The organism is Paenibacillus sp. FSL R7-0048 (genome assembly GCF_038004505.1).
Classification (GTDB): domain Bacteria; phylum Bacillota; class Bacilli; order Paenibacillales; family Paenibacillaceae; genus Paenibacillus_AQ; species Paenibacillus_AQ odorifer.
Genome location: NZ_JBBORF010000001.1, coordinates 58,475 through 79,161, shown reverse-complemented (window position 1 = coordinate 79,161; position 20,687 = coordinate 58,475). Strand labels below are relative to the sequence as shown.

Genomic DNA, 20,687 nt, shown 5'->3' with positions numbered 1-20,687 from the left:
ATCTCTTCGCCTTTTAGGCTTCTTTATCTTTATTGGTTACGATCGTAAATAATTCTTAATCCTTCTAGCGTTAACATAGGATTTACTTCATCGATACAGTCCGTTTCACCCGCAATTAGCGAGGCAAGGCCTCCGGTCGAAATAACCTTCAGTTCGGGAGCGTTCATCTCGACTTTAATTCGTTTAACAATGCCCTCAACCTGACCCGCATAGCCAAAAATAATCCCGGCCTGCATCGCGTGCACCGTATTACGTCCGATGACCTTTTTAGGCTTCTCCAATTCAATTCGCGGCAGCTTAGATGCCCGCTGGTATAATGCCTCTGTTGAAATGCCTAGGCCAGGGACAATCGCCCCACCAAGATAATTAGCACCTGCATCAATGCAATCAAAAGTCGTAGCCGTACCAAAATCAACAACGACAAGTGGACATTTGTATTGTTCAATCGCAGCAACTGCATTAACAATCCGGTCTGCGCCAATTTCACGCGGATTCTCATAACGTAAGTTAAGCCCCGTCTTAATCCCTGGTCCAACAATCAATGGGTCTTTGCCTATATATTTAATACACATATCCTCAATAGTCTTAACTAGTGGCGGAACAACCGAAGATATAATTACACCTTCAACGTCTTTGACAGATATACCTGACATGTGAAAAAGATTGTGTATCATTACTCCATATTCATCCACGGTCGATTGACGCGCAGTGCTTAGCCGAAAATGATGCAGCAATTCGCGTTTTCTATATACACCGAGAACAATATTGGTATTACCGATATCGACAGCAAGCATCATGACAAAGGCCCTTCCTTCTTGGCATTAAGGTCTAGACTGATATCCAGACTGGAGAAGGAGTACGTAAGGCGCCCGACAGAAATCACATCCACACCCGTTTCAGCAATCCCGCGTAAGGTTTCTAACGATACATTGCCAGAAGCCTCTGTCTTAACATGCGGAGCTTTCGATTTAATCCTAGCCACGGCTTGCTTCATCATATCGTTAGACATGTTATCGAGCATTATAATATCAGCACCTGCTGCCAGCGCCTCTTCGACTTGCTCTAAATTCTCGGTCTCCACTTCGATGCTCATCGTATGCGGGATGTTCTTCCGGGCACGACCTACAGCCTGCCGAATACCACCCGCGCCTTTGATATGATTATCCTTGATCATAACTGCATCATATAACCCAAAACGGTGATTAAAGCCTCCACCAATACGAACAGCATATTTCTCCAGCATCCGGTGACCTGGTGTTGTCTTACGTGTGTCCACTAGACGAGTTGGTAATCCCTCCAACACCTGCACGAAAGAAGCTGTTCGTGATGCCACACCCGAAAGACGCTGCATCAAGTTAAGCGCAAGCCGCTCACCTGTTAGAATCGCATGTGTGCTGCCCTCAACCTCAATAATTACTGTCCCTTTAGTTACAGCTTGGCCTTCTTCGACAAGGGCTGTAAAACTAAGTGCCGGATCCACAATTTCAAAGACCAGCTCTGCAATTGGAATGCCACAAATTATACCGTCTTCCTTGGCATGAATAATCCCTTTGGACTCATGGCCCACTGGAATCGTCATCTGCGTGGTTACATCTCCGGAACCAACATCTTCCCGCAACCAAGCCTTGATGGATTGTACTAGCTCTTCATTGTAACCATTAAACATCATCGCTTAATTCCTCCACTATTCCCAGTTCGCGAATTTGAAGCAGGTGCTTACGCCACTGATCATCATCCCGCTGCGGATAATCCTCACGGTAATGCGCCCCACGGCTCTCTTCCCGTGCCAGAGCAGACTCTGTCACAAGCAAACAGCAGGTCAGCATATTAGCAAATTCATATTCCTCACGTTTGGACAATGCTGATCCAAAGATTGGCAGCTGTCGTTTTAATTCATCTAGTCCTTTAAGTAACATCTCTTCGTTACGACGTAGTCCGGCATATCGAACCATTACCTTCTGTAGCTTCAAACGACGTTCCACAATAGCTTGAGTTGGCGAATCTACACGTCCCTCGTTACTGTTAACCGATAAAACATCACGGTCCAGCGGGGAAAGCTCATGAATCCGATCAATAATACGCTGTCCGAATACAATGGCCTCAGATAATGAATTACTAGCTAAACGGTTAGCGCCATGCAGGCCTGTGGAGGAAACCTCTCCGCAAGCAAACAGACGTGGGATGGTGCTCTCTCCATTCAGATCGGTCTTAATCCCCCCCATCATATAATGCGCAGCGGGAGCCACTGGAATCCAATCACTTGTAATATCCAGTCCATAGCCCATACATGTCTCATATATTGTGGGAAACCGATGCTTCACCATCTCTGGAGATTCATGTGTAATATCCAAATAAACGAACGTTGATTTAGTATGTTCCATTTCACTTACAATAGCTCGTGCTACAATATCCCGCGGAGCCAGCTCAAGCAGGTCATGATAACGTTCCATGAACCGTTCTCCATTAATATTGCGCAAGACTGCTCCTTCCCCACGCACAGCTTCGGAGATTAAAAATCTAGGAGCTCCCGGGTAACTAAGTGCTGTAGGATGAAATTGAATAAATTCCATATCTCGTATATGAGCCCCAGCGCGATAGGCGATTGCTACTCCATCTCCTGTAGCTACTTCTGGGTTGGTAGTGTATCGATATAATTGTCCTGCTCCACCAGAGCACAGAATGGTCGCATCCCCTTGCAGGAACAACCTTCCACCACCGGGCCGTTGCAATAATGCGCCTACACATTCTCCACCTTCAGTGATGAGATCGATAACATAATGATCATCCCAGACCTCAATATTCTCATGTTCGGCTACCTGTTCCGCCAATGCACGAACAATCTCATAACCTGTAGCATCCCCATTAGCATGCAAAATACGGCGGTGGCTGTGCGCACCTTCCTGAGTCAAAGCCAGTACCCCATCTTCCTTATCAAACAGAGTTCCTAAGCGAATTAACTCATGAACGCCTTCCGGCCCTTCATTAACAAGTGCATCGACAGCTGTTGAGGAGCAAAGACCTGCTCCGGCCATTAAGGTATCCTGCCGGTGGTAAGCAGGGGAATCATCCTCAGCTATAACAGCTGCGATCCCCCCCTGTGCATAGCGAGTATTACTTTCCATTACTGATTTCTTTGTGATCATTATGACACGCCGATCTTCACTGGCTTTAATAGCTGTGAATAACCCGGCAATCCCTGAACCAATAACAATACAATCTGTCTTTACCGTAGGAATATCCCGAAGATCAAAATCAACCAAATATTGTGGAATCATGACCGCTTTTCACCTGTTTCAACGAAAGAGTAGCGCATGCTACCGGACTTGTAGCATGCGCTCTAGGGATGTTCTGGCTTTGTCGGCGACAGCAGGCGGTACATAGATTTGTGGCTTCATCGTCTCCAGGCATTTCACCAGTTTTTTTAGATTATTAACTTTCATATTAGGACAAACAAGAAATTTGGTAGCAAAATGGAATTCTTTATCTGGACTATCCTTACGAAGCTGATATCCGGTACCATCTTCCGTTCCAACGATAAATTGCTTACGATCCGATTTCCGGCAATACTCCAGAATTGATGTAGTGCTGCCTACATAGTCACCCATGGCGACTACTTCAGGACGACACTCTGGATGAACTACAAATTCCGCATCTGGATATTTTGCTCTCATTTCTACTACATCTTTGACGGTCAACATGTCGTGAGTGTTGCAATAGCCTTCCCAAATAATCAGCTTCTTGCCCGTCTGATCTTGTACATATTGACCAAGATTCTTATCTGGGACCCAAATAATCTCTTCGGCGTCAAGGGATTCGATTACTTTCACAGCATTAGCAGAGGTACAACAAATATCGGTTTCTGCTTTAATCTCGGCGGACGAGTTGATATAAGTGACTACTTTAGCATTTGGATGTTGAGCTTTTAGCTTACGCAAACCGTCTACATTGACCATATCTGCCATTGGACAGCCTGCACGTTCATCAGGAATAAGGACGGTTTTGTTCGGGGCTAGAATTTTTGCACTTTCCCCCATGAAATGAACACCGCAGAATACAATAACTTCTGCATCTGTCTCTGCAGCCTTCTGAGCGAGTAAAAAAGAGTCGCCCCGGAAATCGGCAACCTCCTGAATTTCATCACGTTGATAATAATGAGCTAAAATGATTGCGTTTCGTTCCTTTTTAAGCTGTTCAAGACGTATACGAAGTTCTCGATTCTGTTCCTGCTTGCGCTCAAGCGCCAGAGCTTCCACCGATTGTTCTCCCCCTTAAATCCTCGCGGCTTTTCGCCGACATGATGTTATCAAATAGCATGCGCCATCATGGTGAAAAAATGAACATGCTGATATAAATAGTAAGTAATATTAATCACTAATGTACACAACGTTCCAGCCTCTGTCAATGTAACTGGACAGGCTTTAAGGCATAGAATCCCTTAAAAATTAAAATAAAAAATCCGGAGAACAGTTACGTTCTCCGGATAAATTTACATCATATGAATGGTGGACCCAATTAGGTAAGGCTAGTGCCCCCCACCTTTGTTGTCATCACCGGAACCGTCATTACCCTCAGAATCAGGGTTATTCGGGATATCCTTCGACAGGTCAGGAAGTGTGGACTGTTCATCCTCAGGCTTGCCTTGAATGCGAACTCGCACATCACCGATATTGTCGATGACAGGCTCGCCAACTTCATGGGCAACACCTTCGCCACCCTCTGGTTTACCATCCTCGGAAAGGAATCCTTGTTCAATCAGTTGTGTGATCTGATCAAGCTCAAGTGTTTCTTTCTCAAGTAATGTATTGGCAATCAAGTGCATTTCTTTGGAGTGTTTGATCAACAGATCTTTACAACGTTCGTAACTCGAAGTAATAAAGTTCTGCATTTCCTGATCAATCTCATAAGCAATGGAGTCACTGTAATTCTGTTCATGCCCAATATCACGACCCAAGAATACTTGACCTTGAGAAGATCCGAACTGCATAGGTCCAAGCTTATCGCTCATACCGTACTCCATAATCATGGCACGCACGATGCGCGTAGCCTGTTGGAAGTCACTGTATGCACCCGTACCGATCTCACCAATAAACAATTCTTCAGCAACACGTCCACCAAGTAATCCAGTAACCTTATCCAAAAGCTCCTGCTTGGTAACGATCATCCGATCTTCCTTCGGAAGCATAATAACATATCCGCCTGCACGTCCGCGTGGGATAATAGTAACTTTATGCACCATATCGGCGTGCTCAAGGAAGTAACCTGCAATAGTATGGCCTGCTTCATGATAAGCTACAATACGTTTCTCGCGGTCACTGATCACACGGCTGCGTTTCTCAGTACCTACGATAACACGGTCAATAGCTTCATCCACTTCAATCATGGAAATATCTTTACGGTTACGACGTGCAGCTAGCAAAGCTGCCTCATTCAGCAGATTCTCCAGATCAGCACCTGTGAATCCGGTTGTGCGTTTAGCAACAACATCCAGTCTTACATCTTTCGTAAGCGGTTTGTTACGAGCGTGAACCTTAAGTACAGCTTCACGGCCTTTCACATCAGGACGGTCAACCGTAATTTGACGGTCAAAACGTCCTGGACGAAGCAATGCCGGATCAAGTATATCAGCGCGGTTAGTCGCCGCTACAATAATAATGCCTTCGTTACCACCGAATCCATCCATCTCAACCAGCAATTGGTTAAGCGTCTGTTCACGCTCGTCATGTCCGCCACCAAGACCGGCGCCACGCTGACGACCCACAGCATCAATTTCATCAATGAAGATAATACATGGAGCATTCTTCTTAGCATTCTCGAACAAATCACGTACCCGAGAAGCACCGACACCCACGAACATTTCCACAAAGTCAGAACCGGAAATACTAAAGAAAGGAACGCCAGCTTCACCTGCTACCGCACGGGCAAGCAATGTTTTACCTGTTCCCGGAGGACCTACAAGCAATACGCCCTTAGGAATACGTGCGCCGACAGCTGCAAATTTGCGTGGATCTTTTAGGAACTCAACGACTTCGACAAGCTCTTGCTTCTCTTCGTCCGCCCCTGCAACATCCTCAAAGCTGATTTTCTTCTTCTCCTCATTATATAACCGAGCCTTGCTCTTGCCGAAATTCATGACTTTACCGCCGCCACCTTGCGCCTGGTTAAACAGGAAGAAGAACAAGATGAACATAATTACCAGTGGGATAATTGAAGAAAGGAATGTCAGCCAAATGCTGGTACCTTCCATTTTCTTCTGAGTTAATTCAATCCCATTAACATCACTGGCTTGAATCAGTTCATTGATAGCGGCATCTGTAGGAGGAATATATGTGGAGAAGCTTTTCGATTTAGTATCGGCAGGCAGCTCTCTATACTCGCCTGTGACCAGAAAGGCATTACCCTCAAACTGAACCGTCAAATCCTTCACATTGTTGTTCTTGATCTCCTGCCGTAACTCGTCGTATCTAGGGAAATCGGCGGCTTCATTTCCATTGCTCACAAACTGGACAATACCCACCACGACTAAAAATAAAATCAAATAAAAACCAGAATTCCGGATGAACCGATTCATCCCCTACCTCCTCTCACAACACTCAAGTTATTGTACCATAGCCTCTTGGGACACCTCAAATAAAGGAAGTTGTGGGTATCCGATCCGTATGATCGAGGCAGTCCTTAGTTCAATTGGAATAAATCTCAGGTTTCAGTACTCCAACATATGGGAGGTTCCGATACCGCTCGGCATAATCCAATCCGTAACCTACTACAAATTCGTCAGGTAACACGAAGCCTGTGTAGCTGGCTTCAAGATTAACAGTGCGGCCTGATGGTTTATCAAACAAGGTAACCACAGAGATAGTAGCAGCATTCCGGTTGCGGAGCAACTCAATTAAATAGCTGAGTGTAAGACCACTGTCAATAATATCTTCAACGATCAAGATATCGCGGCCTTCTACCGATACATCCAAATCCTTAATAATTTTGACTACTCCAGAGGACTTGGTGGATGCTCCATAGCTGGACACTGCCATGAAATCCATCTCAACAGGTACTGTAATGGCTTTAACCAAATCTGCCATAAATATAAACGCACCTTTTAGTACACAAATTACTAAAGGGGTACGACCTGCGTATTCTTCGCTCAGTGTTCGACCGAGTTCCTTAATTTTCTGCTGAAGTTCCTCTTCGGTGATCAATACTTCTTGAATATCGTTTTGCAACTTGCGAAACCTCCTAAGTTATACTATGAAAGACTTACTTCGACCATTACGTGACTTCGTGGTCATCCAGCTCTGCCAGAGACAATAGAAGTACGGAGGTCGTGTGCCGCCCTACTGCGGCATGCATCGAGCGTCTTACGCCCGGAATCCAGACGATATTGCCCAAACCATCACAAACGAGGGGAATCAATGACCGTTCGGAAGCAGGTATTTTATCATCAATATAAATATCTTTTACCTTTTTGCTTCCGTTTAATCCCATGATCCTTATGGTATCTCCAGGCAATCGGGATCGTATCGTCAGTGGAAAGACCAGTTCATCACGGTCAAACCAAGCCGACATCTTCCCATAATCCTCCCCCTGTACAAAAAAGTTTTCTCTCTCCAGTACCGCCATCGACATCACCTTACCTATTTCCTCCAATTTAAGCTCAGAGTCCGGTAAAAACAGACGATATGTATAGCTTGCCTGTGGCGTCGTGGGCTTGGACGAGAACAAGATACTATCATATTGCCGCACACAAGTCAGGCCTCCACCCAAATCCAAGCTCCAGGTGGTGGGATAGCTCTGCAGCGTTCCCCGACGTACAGCTTCAATCTTGGGGAAATCAAGGGCAGATAAATCCGCCGACAGATAATTTAATATTAGTTTAATCAAACGCCGTTGTAAAGCGGAGGGTATGGCAGCAAATGAAGCTCTGTTAAAGGTGTATTTCCCATCCCCTTCCGAAACTAGCTCTTCAAAGCATTTTGCCGCAGACGCTTCCATATACTCATCTTCAGCTCCCGCAATTTCCGCAAGCTGTACGAGGGATTGCCTCACTCTGCCATTATACTTTTCCAGAAAAGGAAGAACTTCCAAACGAATGGCATTCCGCTTATATTTCGTCAGCAGATTGGTGGCATCCTCAGCATAAGTGAAACCTTCATTTTGGCATAACCCTAAAAGTGCTGTTTTGTTAATACGTAGGAATGGGCGAATGAGTTCCACCTTTTTTTCTGTTCTTTTCCACTTGATACCCGACAGTCCAGATAAGCCACTTCCGCGTAATAGACGCATAATTACAGTTTCTGCCTGATCATCAGCATGATGAGCCAGAGCAACAGAACGCGCCCCATATCGGTGCGCCGTATCAATCAGAAATTCGTACCGCTTCTCACGTGCAGTACCCTCAGGACCAAGTCCACTCTCTTTAGCCAAGGAGGGAATATCGAATTCCGCAAACTCAAAGGGCAGTCCCAGTTCTTCAGCCATACCACGTACGAGCTCTGCCTCTTCCTTTGACTCCGGCCTAAATCCATGATTCACATGAGCACATATTAAGGTAAGCGGTATAAATTTTAAAGATATTTCATGTAAAACATGCAAAAGAGCCACAGAATCCGGGCCGCCGGAAACTGCGACTACAATGGTGTCATGGGGCGCCCACAGCTCATGCTCGGCTGCTGACTCCAATACAGACTCCACCAGTCCATTCATTTGCTCCATATGCGCCCCCCTCTCTCTCCAACTATATGTATGAGTTCAAAAACGGAATACCCAATAAATCGTAAAGGCGAGCAAAAACAAAGACAATGCGAATGCATTTTTTAACCACCGAGGGGTGTCCATACTATCCGGGCGCTTTCTGCGCGAGTTATAAATATGGTTTCGCCAGACCTCAGTAGCATCCGCAGAGCCTGAGAACCCCCCTTTTAACGCCATACAAATCCAGGAGGATAGTTTCTTATTGGGTAAATTTCTAGCCAGCTTAAATAATTCGTCCACACTTCTCGTCTGCGGCAGCTGTAAGGCTGCCTTTTTGAGCCCTTCTTCATTGAGCAAACGAAGACACAGCACAGCAAATGCGAAAAGATCGTAACCCTCATCGCTGATTCGACTGCCCGCATTCCAGAAACCACGATCATGCCATTCGGTAAACTGCTTCACGCTACGACCAATAGGGCTTGTGCCCCCAAAGTCGATCAGTTCCACTTCACCGTATTTAGATACCATGACGTTCTCGGGCTTCAAATCACCGAACACAAATCCACATTCATGCAGTGTGCGCAGCTTTTCAAGCAGACCAAGACCTACCAGGCCTAACCAATCGGGACCGTTTTTCGATAAAAAATGATGCAGCGGTTTGCCTTCAACATACCTCATCACATAGAAGGGGATATTATCCCCATTCGCAAAATCATCCGCTTCCAAAAAATAAGAAGACAATGGATTCTCATGACGAGCCCGATGTTCATTCCGCTTTCGTCGCGATTGCAGCGAGGTCAGTACATTGATCTCCGATTGAAGTTCAAGTGTATCGTATCCGATTTTTAGCGCGTACCTTTCCCGTCTGCCTTCTCTTTGCACAAGATATACGGTTCCGTTCGCGCCCCTTCCCAGCATCCGCTCAACGATATAACGGTTACCCCGCCATTTGCCGTTAATTAAGGTACCAGTAGGATAGGACGGATTAGACGACATACCCACCAATCATCCCTTCTCTTTCGTCGTGGTCATCGCTTAGTCGGCGTCCACGATGTTCATCCAGTGTATCATAACGATAATGTTCAAGCACCTTGAAAATAGCTGGGCCAGTCGGTGTTGCGCCTCTCATGTGTAATTTAGAGAATAGCGTACGAATACCTGACATGTCATGCGTCCAATCCAGATCAAGCTTGGCATCTTCACTGCTGTTATTTCCGGGAAAATGAAACACAGCGATCTCACTCTTGCCTTCCCGTGCTTCTAAACTGAGTGCCAAATCGCGGATTGCATCTTCCACAGCACCCAGTTTAGGCTTCATACTGGCACTGGCATCGATAAGAAGTGCAATGCGCAGCGGCGTTGTTTCTGTCAGTTCATCTACAACTGTAACAACCTGTGAACGTTGAACAGGAGGCAGCTGATCCAGTGAGCCGTCGCCTAGTATCTTTTTTACCTCTTTATTAACCGCCTGCTGGATCGTCTGAACCACGGTCTTGCGTGTCATCATCTGAATCGTCTGCGCCAGTTGTGGTGTTCCGACTATTCGGCTAAGGCCTCCCCCGGCCTTGGCAATGTCAGCAATCTCCCGGCTGCCGATTTCACCGATCGTACCATAATCAACTACACCGACCACATTTACGGTGATTCCCTCCTGCAGGGCATGCGCCGCTGCCAACACCGGACTTTCTCCTACATTCGAACAACCGTCAGTAATGAGCATAATTTGCTTCATAACCCTCAACTCCCCCTTTGTTTGAACCTCTGTTTCTAGCATATCCAGAAATGAGAGATTTCAAACGGTCGATATTAAGTGGGGGAATTTCGATCAAATAGGGGGGGGTAGTGAATAGTGGAACTGCGAGAAATGTTTGGGCTTTCGATCGCTGTTGTCCTCAGATTCCTTGATTAGAACCGCCTCACGCGGTTGGAATCCGAGGACAAAGGCGAACGCTCCGCTTCTAAAGCTCCAAACTTTCTCTCCGTTCCATACCTTCACTAGTAAACAGTTTAGATCTACAGATTCCGCCCCAAGTCAACCGACCATTGAAACGAGAATAGTAGAGGCCGGCGAGTTACACATCACGGACTCACCTCGACTGCCTCCATTAGCACGACGCCTTACGCGTGCTACAAACTCACAAGCAACACGACGCTTCGCGCGTGCCCCCAAGCAGCACGATATCTTGCACGTGCCTTAAACTATACAAGCAATACGACGCTTCGCGCGTACCCAACATTAAAACCTACTAAACCTAAAATAACTAACTTACCGTACGCGGACGCTCCATACGGCCGATGCCCGGCATATGCAGGCTGGACCATTCCGGATGGAAATGATCAAGACGGCTGACGACAATAGTCATGTCATCAAGGATCTCATTGCCCTGATAACGGATCACTTTCTCCAACAGGCTGTCCGCTAAATCCTGAGGATCATCACCCTCAAGCTCTTGGATCATCCGTTTCATCCATATCTCCTTATTAACGGCATATCCAGGCGCATCATAAATACCATCGGTCATCATAATTAAAATATCGCCGGGGCGAAGCTGCATACTGATTAAATCCACATCAATATCTTTAATGATTCCTATCGGCAGATTGCTAGAGGTTATTGGAATGACCTCACTCCCCCTCCGGATGAAGCTTGGTGCTGAAGCAATCTTCATAAACGTTGTCTGCGCAGAATATTGATCGATTAAAGCCATGTCCACAGTAGCATAGAATTCATCAGGGGAGCGTAATAAAAGAATTGAGTTGACCGACTTTACAGCCAGCTTCTCATCCATTCCGGATTGCAGCAGCTTTTCTAACATGCCGAGTGCGGCACTGCTCTCCATCCTTGCCCGCTCACCATTCCCCATACCATCACTAATGGATACTGCAAAGGTGCCATTTCCAAGCTCTACGGTGCTGAAACTATCGCCAGATAGCATATCTCCACCTTTAGAAACAACTGCCACACCCGTGTTTACCTCAAAGGCTTTGGCTGAACCAAAGGTAACCATCGAGAGTCCTTCCCGGGGATGAACCGCCGTCTCACTCATGACAGCAATATTCTCATCCAGAATGTCGGAGAGGAGTGGGGCAATCATTTTACGGCATTCATCAAAACCGCGATTATAAGCGTGCACTACTTCTATTTCTACGCGTCCTGGGTCCAGACTTAAAATTTCAATGCCATGAATAGACAGTCCCAATTTCTCAAGAGCCTCGCGGATTTGCGCTTCCTGCCGATACATGGCCTGTCCCTCACGCTTAATTTCCTTGGCCAAGTCTTCCATAACCTGTGACACGCCTGACAACTGCTCGGCAACAAATTGGCGACTATCGTATATTTGTCTTTTCCACCGCATATCATGTTGGTAGAGATCATATTGTCCCTTCATGACCTCAAGCACTTCTCCGGTTTTGCCACAAATACGGCTCCATTCCGGTGGCAGCTGAGCAGCCGTAATATCAGGGCATTCCTCAACAGTTGTCATCATATCTGTCATGTATCTATATGTCTGATAGAATTTTGCATCCCAGCAGTGGGTACGGCGAATGCATCCAGCGCAGGCGCCTTCTGTGACCGTATTCATAAAATCTTCCATTTCACGATCCGATTTGCCCACTTCTCCGGCACGTGGAATCTGACCAAAGCTACTGGAGAGCTGTTGGAATACCTGTGAGAATTGAGTGACCCGTTCTGCAGTCAGATCCCTGACCCTGCGGGCATATTCATGTTGAGATCGGCTATGATCTGACGTGCCCGGTACATATTTTGCAATCGCCGATATCATCGCCTTAGGCGTTATTAGAAACAGCACTATTGCTGCGCAGGTCTCCCATGTTGAGGCCATCATATCACCCGGACCCGTAAAATAGACGGAAAGGATCGTTGATCCTAGCAACATGCCAATAGATACCGCACCCTTTCGCCCACCCTGCATCATTCCCGCTAGCATTCCGGAAAAAGCAAGCAGACTCATCTGATAGATAGCACTGATATCGGCCAGGCTGAGGATCAACCCCGTCACCACCCCAACAGCTGCACCGAGGGGAGCGCCCCCCGCCATGGCAAAGAGCAGAATTAAATAACGAGACAATATATGCTCTAATGACCAACCATTAAGGGTCCAGCCCACAAGGCCTGTCATTACGGAGGCTAACAGAATAATAAGGCATAAAACCTCCTCGTTCCTCAGCGATCTGCTCTTTTGTTTGTAAGTTAGTAGAGGAAGTGCCTGAATGAACACAAGCGTAAGAACAAACCCAAGTAAAGCATCCAGAGTTGTCATCATAAAGGGGTACCAGGAAAGAGACGGTCCGAGAACAATCTTGAACAGGCCAACCATAAACGAGGATACGAATACCATAAGGGGTGCATAAGACAAATCTATTCGTTCGAAACTTTCAAGCCCTCTATAAACAAGAAAAAATATAATTAGTTCAGCCGTAGTAACCAAAGCACCCGGAAACGGAGTGAAGAGACTTCCAGCTATAATAGCACCTGCTACAGGTAACATAGAGTCTCGACGCATAAACACAATGACGGCAAAATATGCGACAGCAAAAGGGGACAGCTCGTCCAGAATCATAGCTCTTCCTAGCAGAAACCCCATAAAGCTTAACAGAAGCATCCACTTCTTCGCTGTTATAAGCTGAATATAACGCTGCTTCTGACCCCAAGCTATAATACGCGTGCCTAAGGCTTGTCTCTGCTTCTTATCTTCGCTTCCCACTCTTGTCCACTCTGGCAAATTCACCACATTGCTTTTACTCATTTCCCTACACCACCCGTTTAAGAATTTATGGTTCTCATTATATAGCGGGTCATTTGAGAAAGTTTGTCAGAAATGGAGGGACAGTCATAAGAAATTTCCGACAAAAAAGCCTTTGTTCATTATTCCTAAAAAAATAGATCGATCCCTTGCGGCGCAGTAGGTTGCTTCTCCTTAAGCTTGTTTCCAGTGCAGTTTTAGGCGCAAGCCTGGCGGTCATTCGCCAGCGATTGCCCTAGAGTTATGTGAGAATGACATGGATGCTGTCGGCAAGTTTATATGACACGACAAAAAAACCGCAAGGGCGAAATGCCCTTGCGGTTATTTATGATGTACAGGTATTGGATTATACGCGTTTGGCTCCACGGCCTCCGCGCTTTCCTTCTGTGTTCTTCTTAATCGAAGATATCCGTTCTTCGCTGTCTTTCAGGAATCGCGACATTTTATCCTCGAATGAAGGTTTACCGGCTGCAGGCTTAAATGGACGCCCACCCCGTTCACGATTGAATCCACCGCCGCCTCCACCACTGCCGCCACCGCCGCCGAAACGGTCTCCGCCGCTAGGACGTTCTGGTCTTGGAGCTCTAGGCGGACGTACTTCCGATGCTGGCTTGTCAACAGCCTGCTTAATGGAAAGTCCGATCTTGCCGTCCTTATCGACGTTGATCACCTTGACGGTTACTACATCACTAATCTTCAGATGATCGTTAACATCCTTGACGTAATTATCGGCGATTTCCGAGATGTGAACGAGACCTGTGACACCTCCTGACAGATCCACAAATGCTCCGAAATGCGTGATGCCTGTCACTTTGCCTTCTAACTTGGTGCCCACTTCAATTGCCATAGAATAAAATGATCCTCCCTTAAAAATATACAGACGAATATTAAGGTCATCCTGTCTGCGGTGATTTGATTATACAGTAAAGAGCAAAGCAAGGCAACAGAGTAAAAGCCTCTTTTAGCCGGTATTATTGCTCTGATTGCTCTGTTCGAATAGGAGTTTCCCCTTGAGGATAGATATTGTACCATTTACGCGCTAATTGGCCAATATACTCATCATCATTAAGTCTGGACACTTCATATTTCAGTTGATTCAAAGATGCTGTGACGCTCTCACTAGTCTTTTGTTTCTTGGCGAGTTGCTCGCCCTTGTCCGTAATTGCCGCACTTTGATTGAAGTAAGTATAACCCGCCCAGCCAAAAAATACTGCCACAAAGAGAATCCACATGACTCTTCTTCTCTTCGCGCCTGCGGCCGAATTTTTGCTGGGATTACTTTTCTCTTCCGCAGTGAATCTGTTCATGCAGCGTACCCCCTAATTCAAAGGTCAGCGTTTCCGCCATTTGGTAATCCATCCAGAAATCTTCACGATCCAGGCGCTATGCTTAAGCCGAGATAACCATGGAGAAATCCATCTTACTGGTAATACCCAAATTGGCTTCGTTAGACGTAGCAGAAGCTTAAGGATGAATAATAGAATACGACCTAGCAGCACTAGCAACCCTATAATAAGGCGCCAAAGCCAGCGAAGAGGTTTACCTATTAGAATCTCCACAAGTCTCCATAGCAATCTGCACATATACTGAACCGATTGAATTAACATTAACACAAAACGCCGCACCGTAACACTGAAGATCAAAAAATAGATCCATATTCCTAGAAATAAACCTAAAAAGACATAAAATCGCAATTGCCCCTGATTTCCGGCATAGAGCATTCTAAAAACAAACAAAGCAGCACAAAGCCAATACAGCAGGTCAAGCATGGCATTCAGCCATTTGGGAAAATTGAACTTGAGCGACAGCACCCGGTAGCTGTCATAGGCCAGTCCCATTGTCACCCCGGCCAATATCATGTAGAACAGCGTCAGCCACTGAACTGCAGGATTCATTTAAATAGCTTACCGAGTAGACCTTTATTTTTGCCCTGCGATCCGGGATCTAGATAAATCAGGGAATGTACATTGCCCTCCAAGGACAACAGTCCATTCTCCAGACTTAAATTTTTGATATGTAAATGATTCCCGCGAATGGTGAGATGGCCGAGTTCTGTACGAAGCAAAAATTCCTCGCTATCAAAGCTCTCCACATTTTGCACGCCCGTCAACTCTAGCTGTTTACGACTGCGCATGTGCAGATCATGCTGTTTATTTACCTTTCCTGGCTCGATCATAGCATGTACCCCTCCTTCTTACCTCTAATCTATGGCAGTAGAAGAAGTTATAGAACATTCCAATCCACTAAAATAAGAGAGATAAAAAAAGAAAAAAGAAGGCACAACTCTACAATATGTAAAGTTGTGCCTTCTTATTTACTATTAACTATGTTACTCCTACCAGTCCAAGCCGGTGCTTTTGGCAACAGGCTCTTCCCGAAGTAGAGTATACATACCAGCGGCTTCGTCCTTGCGTGTCGTTTCGACTAGCTTTTCGACTTTGACCGTTACAAGCTTTTGTCCAAATTGCACAGTAATCTCGTCACCGATCTTAACTGCACTACTTGGCTTAGATTCCCGCCCGTTAATCAGCACCCGGCCTTGTTCGGACACATCCTTGGCCACTGTACGGCGCTTGATTAATCGGGACACTTTCAGGAATTTGTCAAGACGCATTAGTTAACGGCTTCTTTAAGCTTGTTACCAGCTTTGAATGCCGGTACAGTTGATTCTGGAATTTCAATCGTTGTGCCCGTTTGCGGGTTGCGACCAGTACGTCCTGCACGTTTACGAGTTTCGAATGTACCGAAACCGATCAGTTGAACTTTATCGCCTTTTGCCAAAGCTTCTGTGATCTCACCCAAGAATCCGTTCAATACTGCTTCTACATCTTTTTTTGCCAATCCGTTTTTCTCGGAAATGTTGTTTACCAAATCTGTCTTGTTCATAATTTAAAGTTCCTCCTAGGATACGAAAAAATAAATGAAACGAGATTCACCGCCATATTATGGGGCAAGTCGTCATTTCGTCTTTATGATATTCTTGATGTCATCTTAAAATCCTGCCACGAATCGTCGTTTTTTAAAAAAAGAAACAGTTATTTCTCAGAAATCGTCGCAGAATCTATTCTATAGCACTATTAAACTACTCGCCATAATCTAAATCAGAGATGAATGCTACTTTCACAGCATTGCCTCATCTTAAGGTCCGTATACCGTACATAGTCTGAGAAAATTACTATACTTTTCGTTCCTCAGTCTTTGCCTCCTGCCACAACTCTTCCATCTCTTCCAAGCTACTATCTTCTACACTCATACCCTTGGCTCGCAGACTTTGCTCGATATACTGAAACCGACGCACAAATTTGCGGTTGGTCCGGGTTAAAGCTTCTTCCGGATCTGCGCCAATAAATCGGGCAACATTGGTAACAGCAAATAACAGGTCGCCCAGCTCCAGAATTTGATCCTCGGCGGCTGCATCAGTATCGATGGCTTCTTGCAGCTCTTCTATTTCTTCACGAACCTTAGCTAAGCAATCCGTAGCGTTGTCCCAATCAAAGCCCACCTTGGATGCTTTTTTCTGAAGCTTGTACGCCTTCATAAGAGCGGGCAAATCACGCGGAACCCCACTGAGGGCGGATAATTCCTCTGGCTTCACGCCTTTACGCCGCTTCTCCTCTGCCTTCATGCCCTCCCAATTGATCAGAGCTTCTTCAGCGTCATTCGCATTCTTGTCACCAAATACATGGGGATGGCGGAAGATAAGCTTATCATTCAGTCCTTCTATGACGTCAAATACGTTAAACGTGCCCAGCTCCTCTTCCATTTGGGAGTGCAGCATGATCTGCAGCAAAAGGTCGCCCAGCTCCTCTTTCATATGGTCTGGGTCATCCTCATCAATCGTCTCCAGCACTTCGTAGGTTTCTTCGATTAGATTTTTACGCAAAGATTCATGAGTCTGCTCCCGATCCCACGGACAACCGTCCGGACTACGCAAAATATCGACAATCTCATGCAAGCGAGCGAAAGTACGATTTCTTAGCTTCTCCTCACGATTCGCAGGTACATAGACCAGAGACAAATTACCATAACCCTCAAGCCGATCCAATTCGTATAGAGGAACAGTCACAATGTTTTCTTCGTTCTCCACGCCAAGGGCATGACCCACCACCACTTCATATTCGGGCGGATACAGCTCCATCAGACATAACTTTGTCTCCGAAGCTGTAAAGCTGTCATAAACCTGGCCAATCAGAGTATGCAATTCAGGTTGAAGCTGAGCGCTGCGAATGCCTGAAGCATCTAATAACTGGAAGCCTTCAATAGGGTCGAACCCCAGTCGCACAAACGCCTCGTCCAGAAAACTCTCCCCGCCTAATATTTGCAGTTCTATTCCTTCTTCCGGGCAACGCTGACGCAGCTGTGAAACAGCTGACTCTGCAACCATGGGATGCCCCGGAACCGCATAGACAATATCTGTACCCTCTGCGGCGGAGCGAGCCTCTTCAATCAATTTTGAAGTAATTGCAGCATAAACCTCAGGAAACGAAGCTAATGTTTCATACAGTCCATCAAAGGATTGCGTGGCGATTTCAAGCTCGGTGAGAGCAGCCATGACTGGATGCTCTTGGGTACGAACGTAGACAACGGATGCTGCCTTCAGTTTTTTTATAATTCCTAGTGTCAGCCGATCGGGATTACCTGACCCGAGACCAACAACTGTTAATGTTGCACTCATATCTGTTCCTCCTTTTAAGCGGGTTAATTATGGAAATAAACGCAGCTTTTTGAACTTGTCCGCCAGAGACGGGCCGATGCCCGGAAGCTGGCGAAGCTCGCTTTCGCTGAGCAGCCGCAGCACCACCGCGCCTACGGCAAAGACAACGCAGCCTGCGAGCACCCCGAGCAGGCTCTGCGCCAAGCTGGCGGTGCGTCCGCCGCCGATGCCAGCGGCCGTAGCTGCGGCGCCAGTGCCCCAGCTGGCAGCTGCGGCGGCAAGAGCCAGGCCCGCTGTGAGCAGCGCGGGCCGTGCCAGGGCATCTGCGAGGCGAAGCCGCAGATGGCCCTGGCGGTACAGCAGCAGCACATTAAGCGCTGCTGCGAACGAATGCGCGGCCACGCCAGCGATGGCCGCGCCGGTAATGCCCTGCTGCGGAACCAGCAGCAGGTTCAGGGCCGCCTTGAGCAGCGCGGCGGCCAAAAGGTGCAGGGCCGGGGCGCGCACGTAGCCGAGGCCCTGGAGGAGCGCAGCAGAGATGATGCTGACTGTACCGCCAACAGCGGTAAAAGCCAGCCAAGTCATTGTGCTGCTGCCAGCGGTATCGCCGTAAAGAGCCATATTAATCGGCTCAGCCAGCACTGCAAGGCCGGCTGAGGCCGCTAGACCTAACAGCCAGAACCAACGCAGCGACAAGCTGCAGCGGGTCTCAATCAGCTTCATATCTCCCTTGTACTTCGCTTCCGCCAAAGCTGGAATGAACACAACAGACAGTGAGGTGGCAATCATCGTTATAATCTGCACAAGTGGCAAACCCCGATTGTACACACCAAACTGGGCCATCGCAGCTACTTCACTTCCGTCAGACGACAGCAGTCGAGGCACAGTGAATACATCTACAAGACCGATAAGAGGCATAGCCAGTGCACCTAGCATTACGGGAATTCCATAAGCCAGCAGTGTACCTGCTTTAATGCCCATAAACCCTTGCTTGGAACCTAGCCCATGTCCTGCATCCAGCGCTCTTACACGCTGACTTTCGACAGCAGCAGCTACTTCAGCAGCAGCTTCCTGTTTTACCCTCCGGCGGTGACGTCTCAAGTACAGCAGCATAATTACAAGCCCTGCGGCTCCCCCTCCGGCAGAACCAAGCAGCGCGCCAGCAGCGATACTCTCGGCTCCTGCTCCCTGCGAAGTGAGATATAACAGAAGAATAATCATCACTGTAACCCGTACAGACTGCTCTACAATCTGTGACACGGCTGTAGGAACCATATTATGCAGCCCCTGAAAGTACCCGCGTATGGCCGACATGACAGGGACAACAGCCAGACCCCAGGCGCTTGTCCGCAAGGCAGGCATTACATGTGAGTTACCTACCCATTCGGCAATGATGGGTGCACCTGCATAGGTGATGGCGCCGATAATCAAGCCGCTGATGCCTGTAATTAGCGCGGATAATAGTAGAATCCGGCGGCCTTCTTCATCGCGTCTCCCAGCCGAAGCTTCGGCGACAAATTTGGAGATCGCCGCAGGCAGACCTAGCATAGCTACCGTTAACAGCATTGTATACAAGGGATACACTGTGTTGTATATACCAAATACAGCATCTCCGCCTAGATTTTGCAGCGGAATTTTTTGAAGTGTGCCAATAAGCTTTGAGATAATGGCCGCGGCACTAAGGATAAATGCGCCTTGCAGCAATCGTGATGTTTGTGTATTAGATTTCATATAATACCTGCTTCTACAACTTTGATGGGATGAATTTCTATATTATAACGTATGTATGCCCACAAGTAGAAACGGTTTTGTGTAAACGACAAAACCCCGTTTGCCCTTTGTATATCTTACCAAAAGGAAAGCGGGGTCTAAATTAAGATTACTGCTCCATTTGTTTGCCCAGGAAAGCGGCAGCCGTTTCGGCCATTTTTATTTCCATTTGCGCCATCTTCGCCGAATCATCCTTGCTCACCATCACTACACAACCAATAGGATCTCCACCGGAAATGATCGGTGAGGCTACATATGAGGACACCAAATCCGGATGATCTTTAGCAATTTCATAACTGCCTTCATTGGTTTCTAACACAGTCTTACGGCTGTCCATGACTTTCTCCAGCAGCACTCCTACCTGTTTCTCCAAATAATCTTTTTTGGAGCCGCCTGCAAGGGCAATGAAGGTGTCACGATCAGCAATCATCGTAATGTGTCCAGTACCTTCGAACAATGACTCCGCGTACTCTTTTGCAAAGTCACCCAACTCACCAATCGGAGAATATTTCTTGAGAATGACTTCACCGTCCCGATCGACGAATATTTCCAGTGGGTCTCCTTCTCTAATACGAAGAGTACGTCTAATTTCTTTGGGAATAACCACGCGTCCGAGGTCATCAATACGGCGAACAATTCCAGTAGCTTTCATTTCACATGTGCCCCGCTTTCTTAAGAAGTATGGTCTTACTACTGTCCATTATGGGAAAGGATAATCCCAGTGATTTATCGTAATATCTGACCATAGTATTCATCTCTTCCCAGATCCTTATACATAAGCTGACATGTATTAATATCTGCATCAAGATAAA

The 20,687-nt window shown here is 46.8% G+C and carries 19 protein-coding genes; all 19 read right to left on the bottom strand.

Features of this window, described 5'->3' with window-relative positions:
- Nucleotides 1–29: 29 nt before the first annotated feature.
- The gene (locus NSQ91_RS00360; RefSeq protein WP_036678745.1) at nt 30–797 is read right to left on the bottom strand and encodes a type III pantothenate kinase; all 768 of its coding nucleotides are present in this window, start codon (nt 795–797) and stop codon (nt 30–32) included.
- The gene (gene nadC / locus NSQ91_RS00355) at nt 794–1,669 is read right to left on the bottom strand and encodes a carboxylating nicotinate-nucleotide diphosphorylase (RefSeq protein WP_076220479.1); all 876 of its coding nucleotides are present in this window, start codon (nt 1,667–1,669) and stop codon (nt 794–796) included. The genes NSQ91_RS00360 and nadC overlap by 4 nt, the downstream gene beginning before the upstream one ends.
- A complete protein-coding gene (gene nadB, locus NSQ91_RS00350; RefSeq protein WP_076130078.1) occupies nt 1,659–3,275 on the bottom strand; it encodes an L-aspartate oxidase in 1,617 nt (538 codons plus the stop codon). Before nadB ends, nadC begins: the two co-directional genes overlap by 11 nt.
- Nucleotides 3,276–3,314: 39 nt before the next feature.
- Nucleotides 3,315–4,253, bottom strand: a complete 939-nt coding sequence (gene nadA, locus NSQ91_RS00345; RefSeq protein WP_036678753.1) for a quinolinate synthase NadA — start codon at nt 4,251–4,253, stop codon at nt 3,315–3,317.
- Between the two features lie 269 nt (nt 4,254–4,522).
- A complete protein-coding gene (gene ftsH, locus NSQ91_RS00340; protein WP_340916075.1) occupies nt 4,523–6,568 on the bottom strand; it encodes an ATP-dependent zinc metalloprotease FtsH in 2,046 nt (681 codons plus the stop codon).
- Between the two features lie 109 nt (nt 6,569–6,677).
- Entirely contained in the window at nt 6,678–7,217 is a 540-nt protein-coding gene (gene hpt / locus NSQ91_RS00335) for a hypoxanthine phosphoribosyltransferase (RefSeq protein ID WP_036678757.1), read from the bottom strand.
- Nucleotides 7,218–7,263: 46 nt separating this feature from the next.
- A complete protein-coding gene (gene tilS / locus NSQ91_RS00330) occupies nt 7,264–8,706 on the bottom strand; it encodes a tRNA lysidine(34) synthetase TilS (protein WP_076130077.1) in 1,443 nt (480 codons plus the stop codon).
- A 36-nt stretch (nt 8,707–8,742) separates the two neighbouring features.
- Nucleotides 8,743–9,681, bottom strand: a complete 939-nt coding sequence (locus NSQ91_RS00325; RefSeq protein WP_076305378.1) for a serine/threonine protein kinase — start codon at nt 9,679–9,681, stop codon at nt 8,743–8,745.
- Nucleotides 9,671–10,417, bottom strand: coding sequence for a VWA domain-containing protein (locus NSQ91_RS00320; RefSeq protein WP_038568031.1), 747 nt, complete (start codon nt 10,415–10,417; stop codon nt 9,671–9,673). Before NSQ91_RS00320 ends, NSQ91_RS00325 begins: the two co-directional genes overlap by 11 nt.
- A 529-nt stretch (nt 10,418–10,946) precedes the next feature.
- Nucleotides 10,947–13,454, bottom strand: a complete 2,508-nt coding sequence (spoIIE, locus tag NSQ91_RS00315) for a stage II sporulation protein E (RefSeq protein WP_076130076.1) — start codon at nt 13,452–13,454, stop codon at nt 10,947–10,949.
- Between the two features lie 343 nt (nt 13,455–13,797).
- Nucleotides 13,798–14,298, bottom strand: a complete 501-nt coding sequence (locus NSQ91_RS00310; RefSeq protein WP_036678766.1) for a S1 domain-containing RNA-binding protein — start codon at nt 14,296–14,298, stop codon at nt 13,798–13,800.
- A 124-nt stretch (nt 14,299–14,422) separates the two neighbouring features.
- The gene (locus tag NSQ91_RS00305; protein WP_076130075.1) at nt 14,423–14,758 is read right to left on the bottom strand and encodes an FtsB family cell division protein; all 336 of its coding nucleotides are present in this window, start codon (nt 14,756–14,758) and stop codon (nt 14,423–14,425) included.
- 24 nt (nt 14,759–14,782) lie between these two features.
- Nucleotides 14,783–15,346, bottom strand: a complete 564-nt coding sequence (yabQ, locus tag NSQ91_RS00300; RefSeq protein WP_248549707.1) for a spore cortex biosynthesis protein YabQ — start codon at nt 15,344–15,346, stop codon at nt 14,783–14,785.
- Nucleotides 15,343–15,627 (bottom strand): sporulation protein YabP, encoded by a 285-nt coding sequence (gene yabP, locus NSQ91_RS00295; protein WP_036678773.1) that lies wholly within the window; start codon nt 15,625–15,627, stop codon nt 15,343–15,345. The genes yabQ and yabP overlap by 4 nt, the downstream gene beginning before the upstream one ends.
- A gap of 159 nt (nt 15,628–15,786) precedes the next feature.
- On the bottom strand, nt 15,787–16,065 hold the full coding sequence (locus NSQ91_RS00290) for an RNA-binding S4 domain-containing protein (protein WP_076130073.1): 279 nt from the start codon (nt 16,063–16,065) through the stop codon (nt 15,787–15,789).
- Nucleotides 16,065–16,337, bottom strand: coding sequence for an HU family DNA-binding protein (locus tag NSQ91_RS00285; RefSeq protein WP_036678778.1), 273 nt, complete (start codon nt 16,335–16,337; stop codon nt 16,065–16,067). Before NSQ91_RS00285 ends, NSQ91_RS00290 begins: the two co-directional genes overlap by 1 nt.
- A 289-nt stretch (nt 16,338–16,626) precedes the next feature.
- Entirely contained in the window at nt 16,627–18,126 is a 1,500-nt protein-coding gene (gene mazG, locus NSQ91_RS00280) for a nucleoside triphosphate pyrophosphohydrolase (RefSeq protein ID WP_076280240.1), read from the bottom strand.
- Nucleotides 18,127–18,153: 27 nt separating this feature from the next.
- Entirely contained in the window at nt 18,154–19,836 is a 1,683-nt protein-coding gene (locus NSQ91_RS00275) for a putative polysaccharide biosynthesis protein (protein WP_076130071.1), read from the bottom strand.
- A 148-nt stretch (nt 19,837–19,984) separates the two neighbouring features.
- Nucleotides 19,985–20,527 carry a stage V sporulation protein T gene (spoVT, locus tag NSQ91_RS00270; protein WP_036678783.1) on the bottom strand — a complete coding sequence of 181 codons (543 nt, stop codon included), beginning with the start codon at nt 20,525–20,527 and terminating at the stop codon, nt 19,985–19,987.
- Between the last annotated feature and the right edge of the window lie 160 nt (nt 20,528–20,687).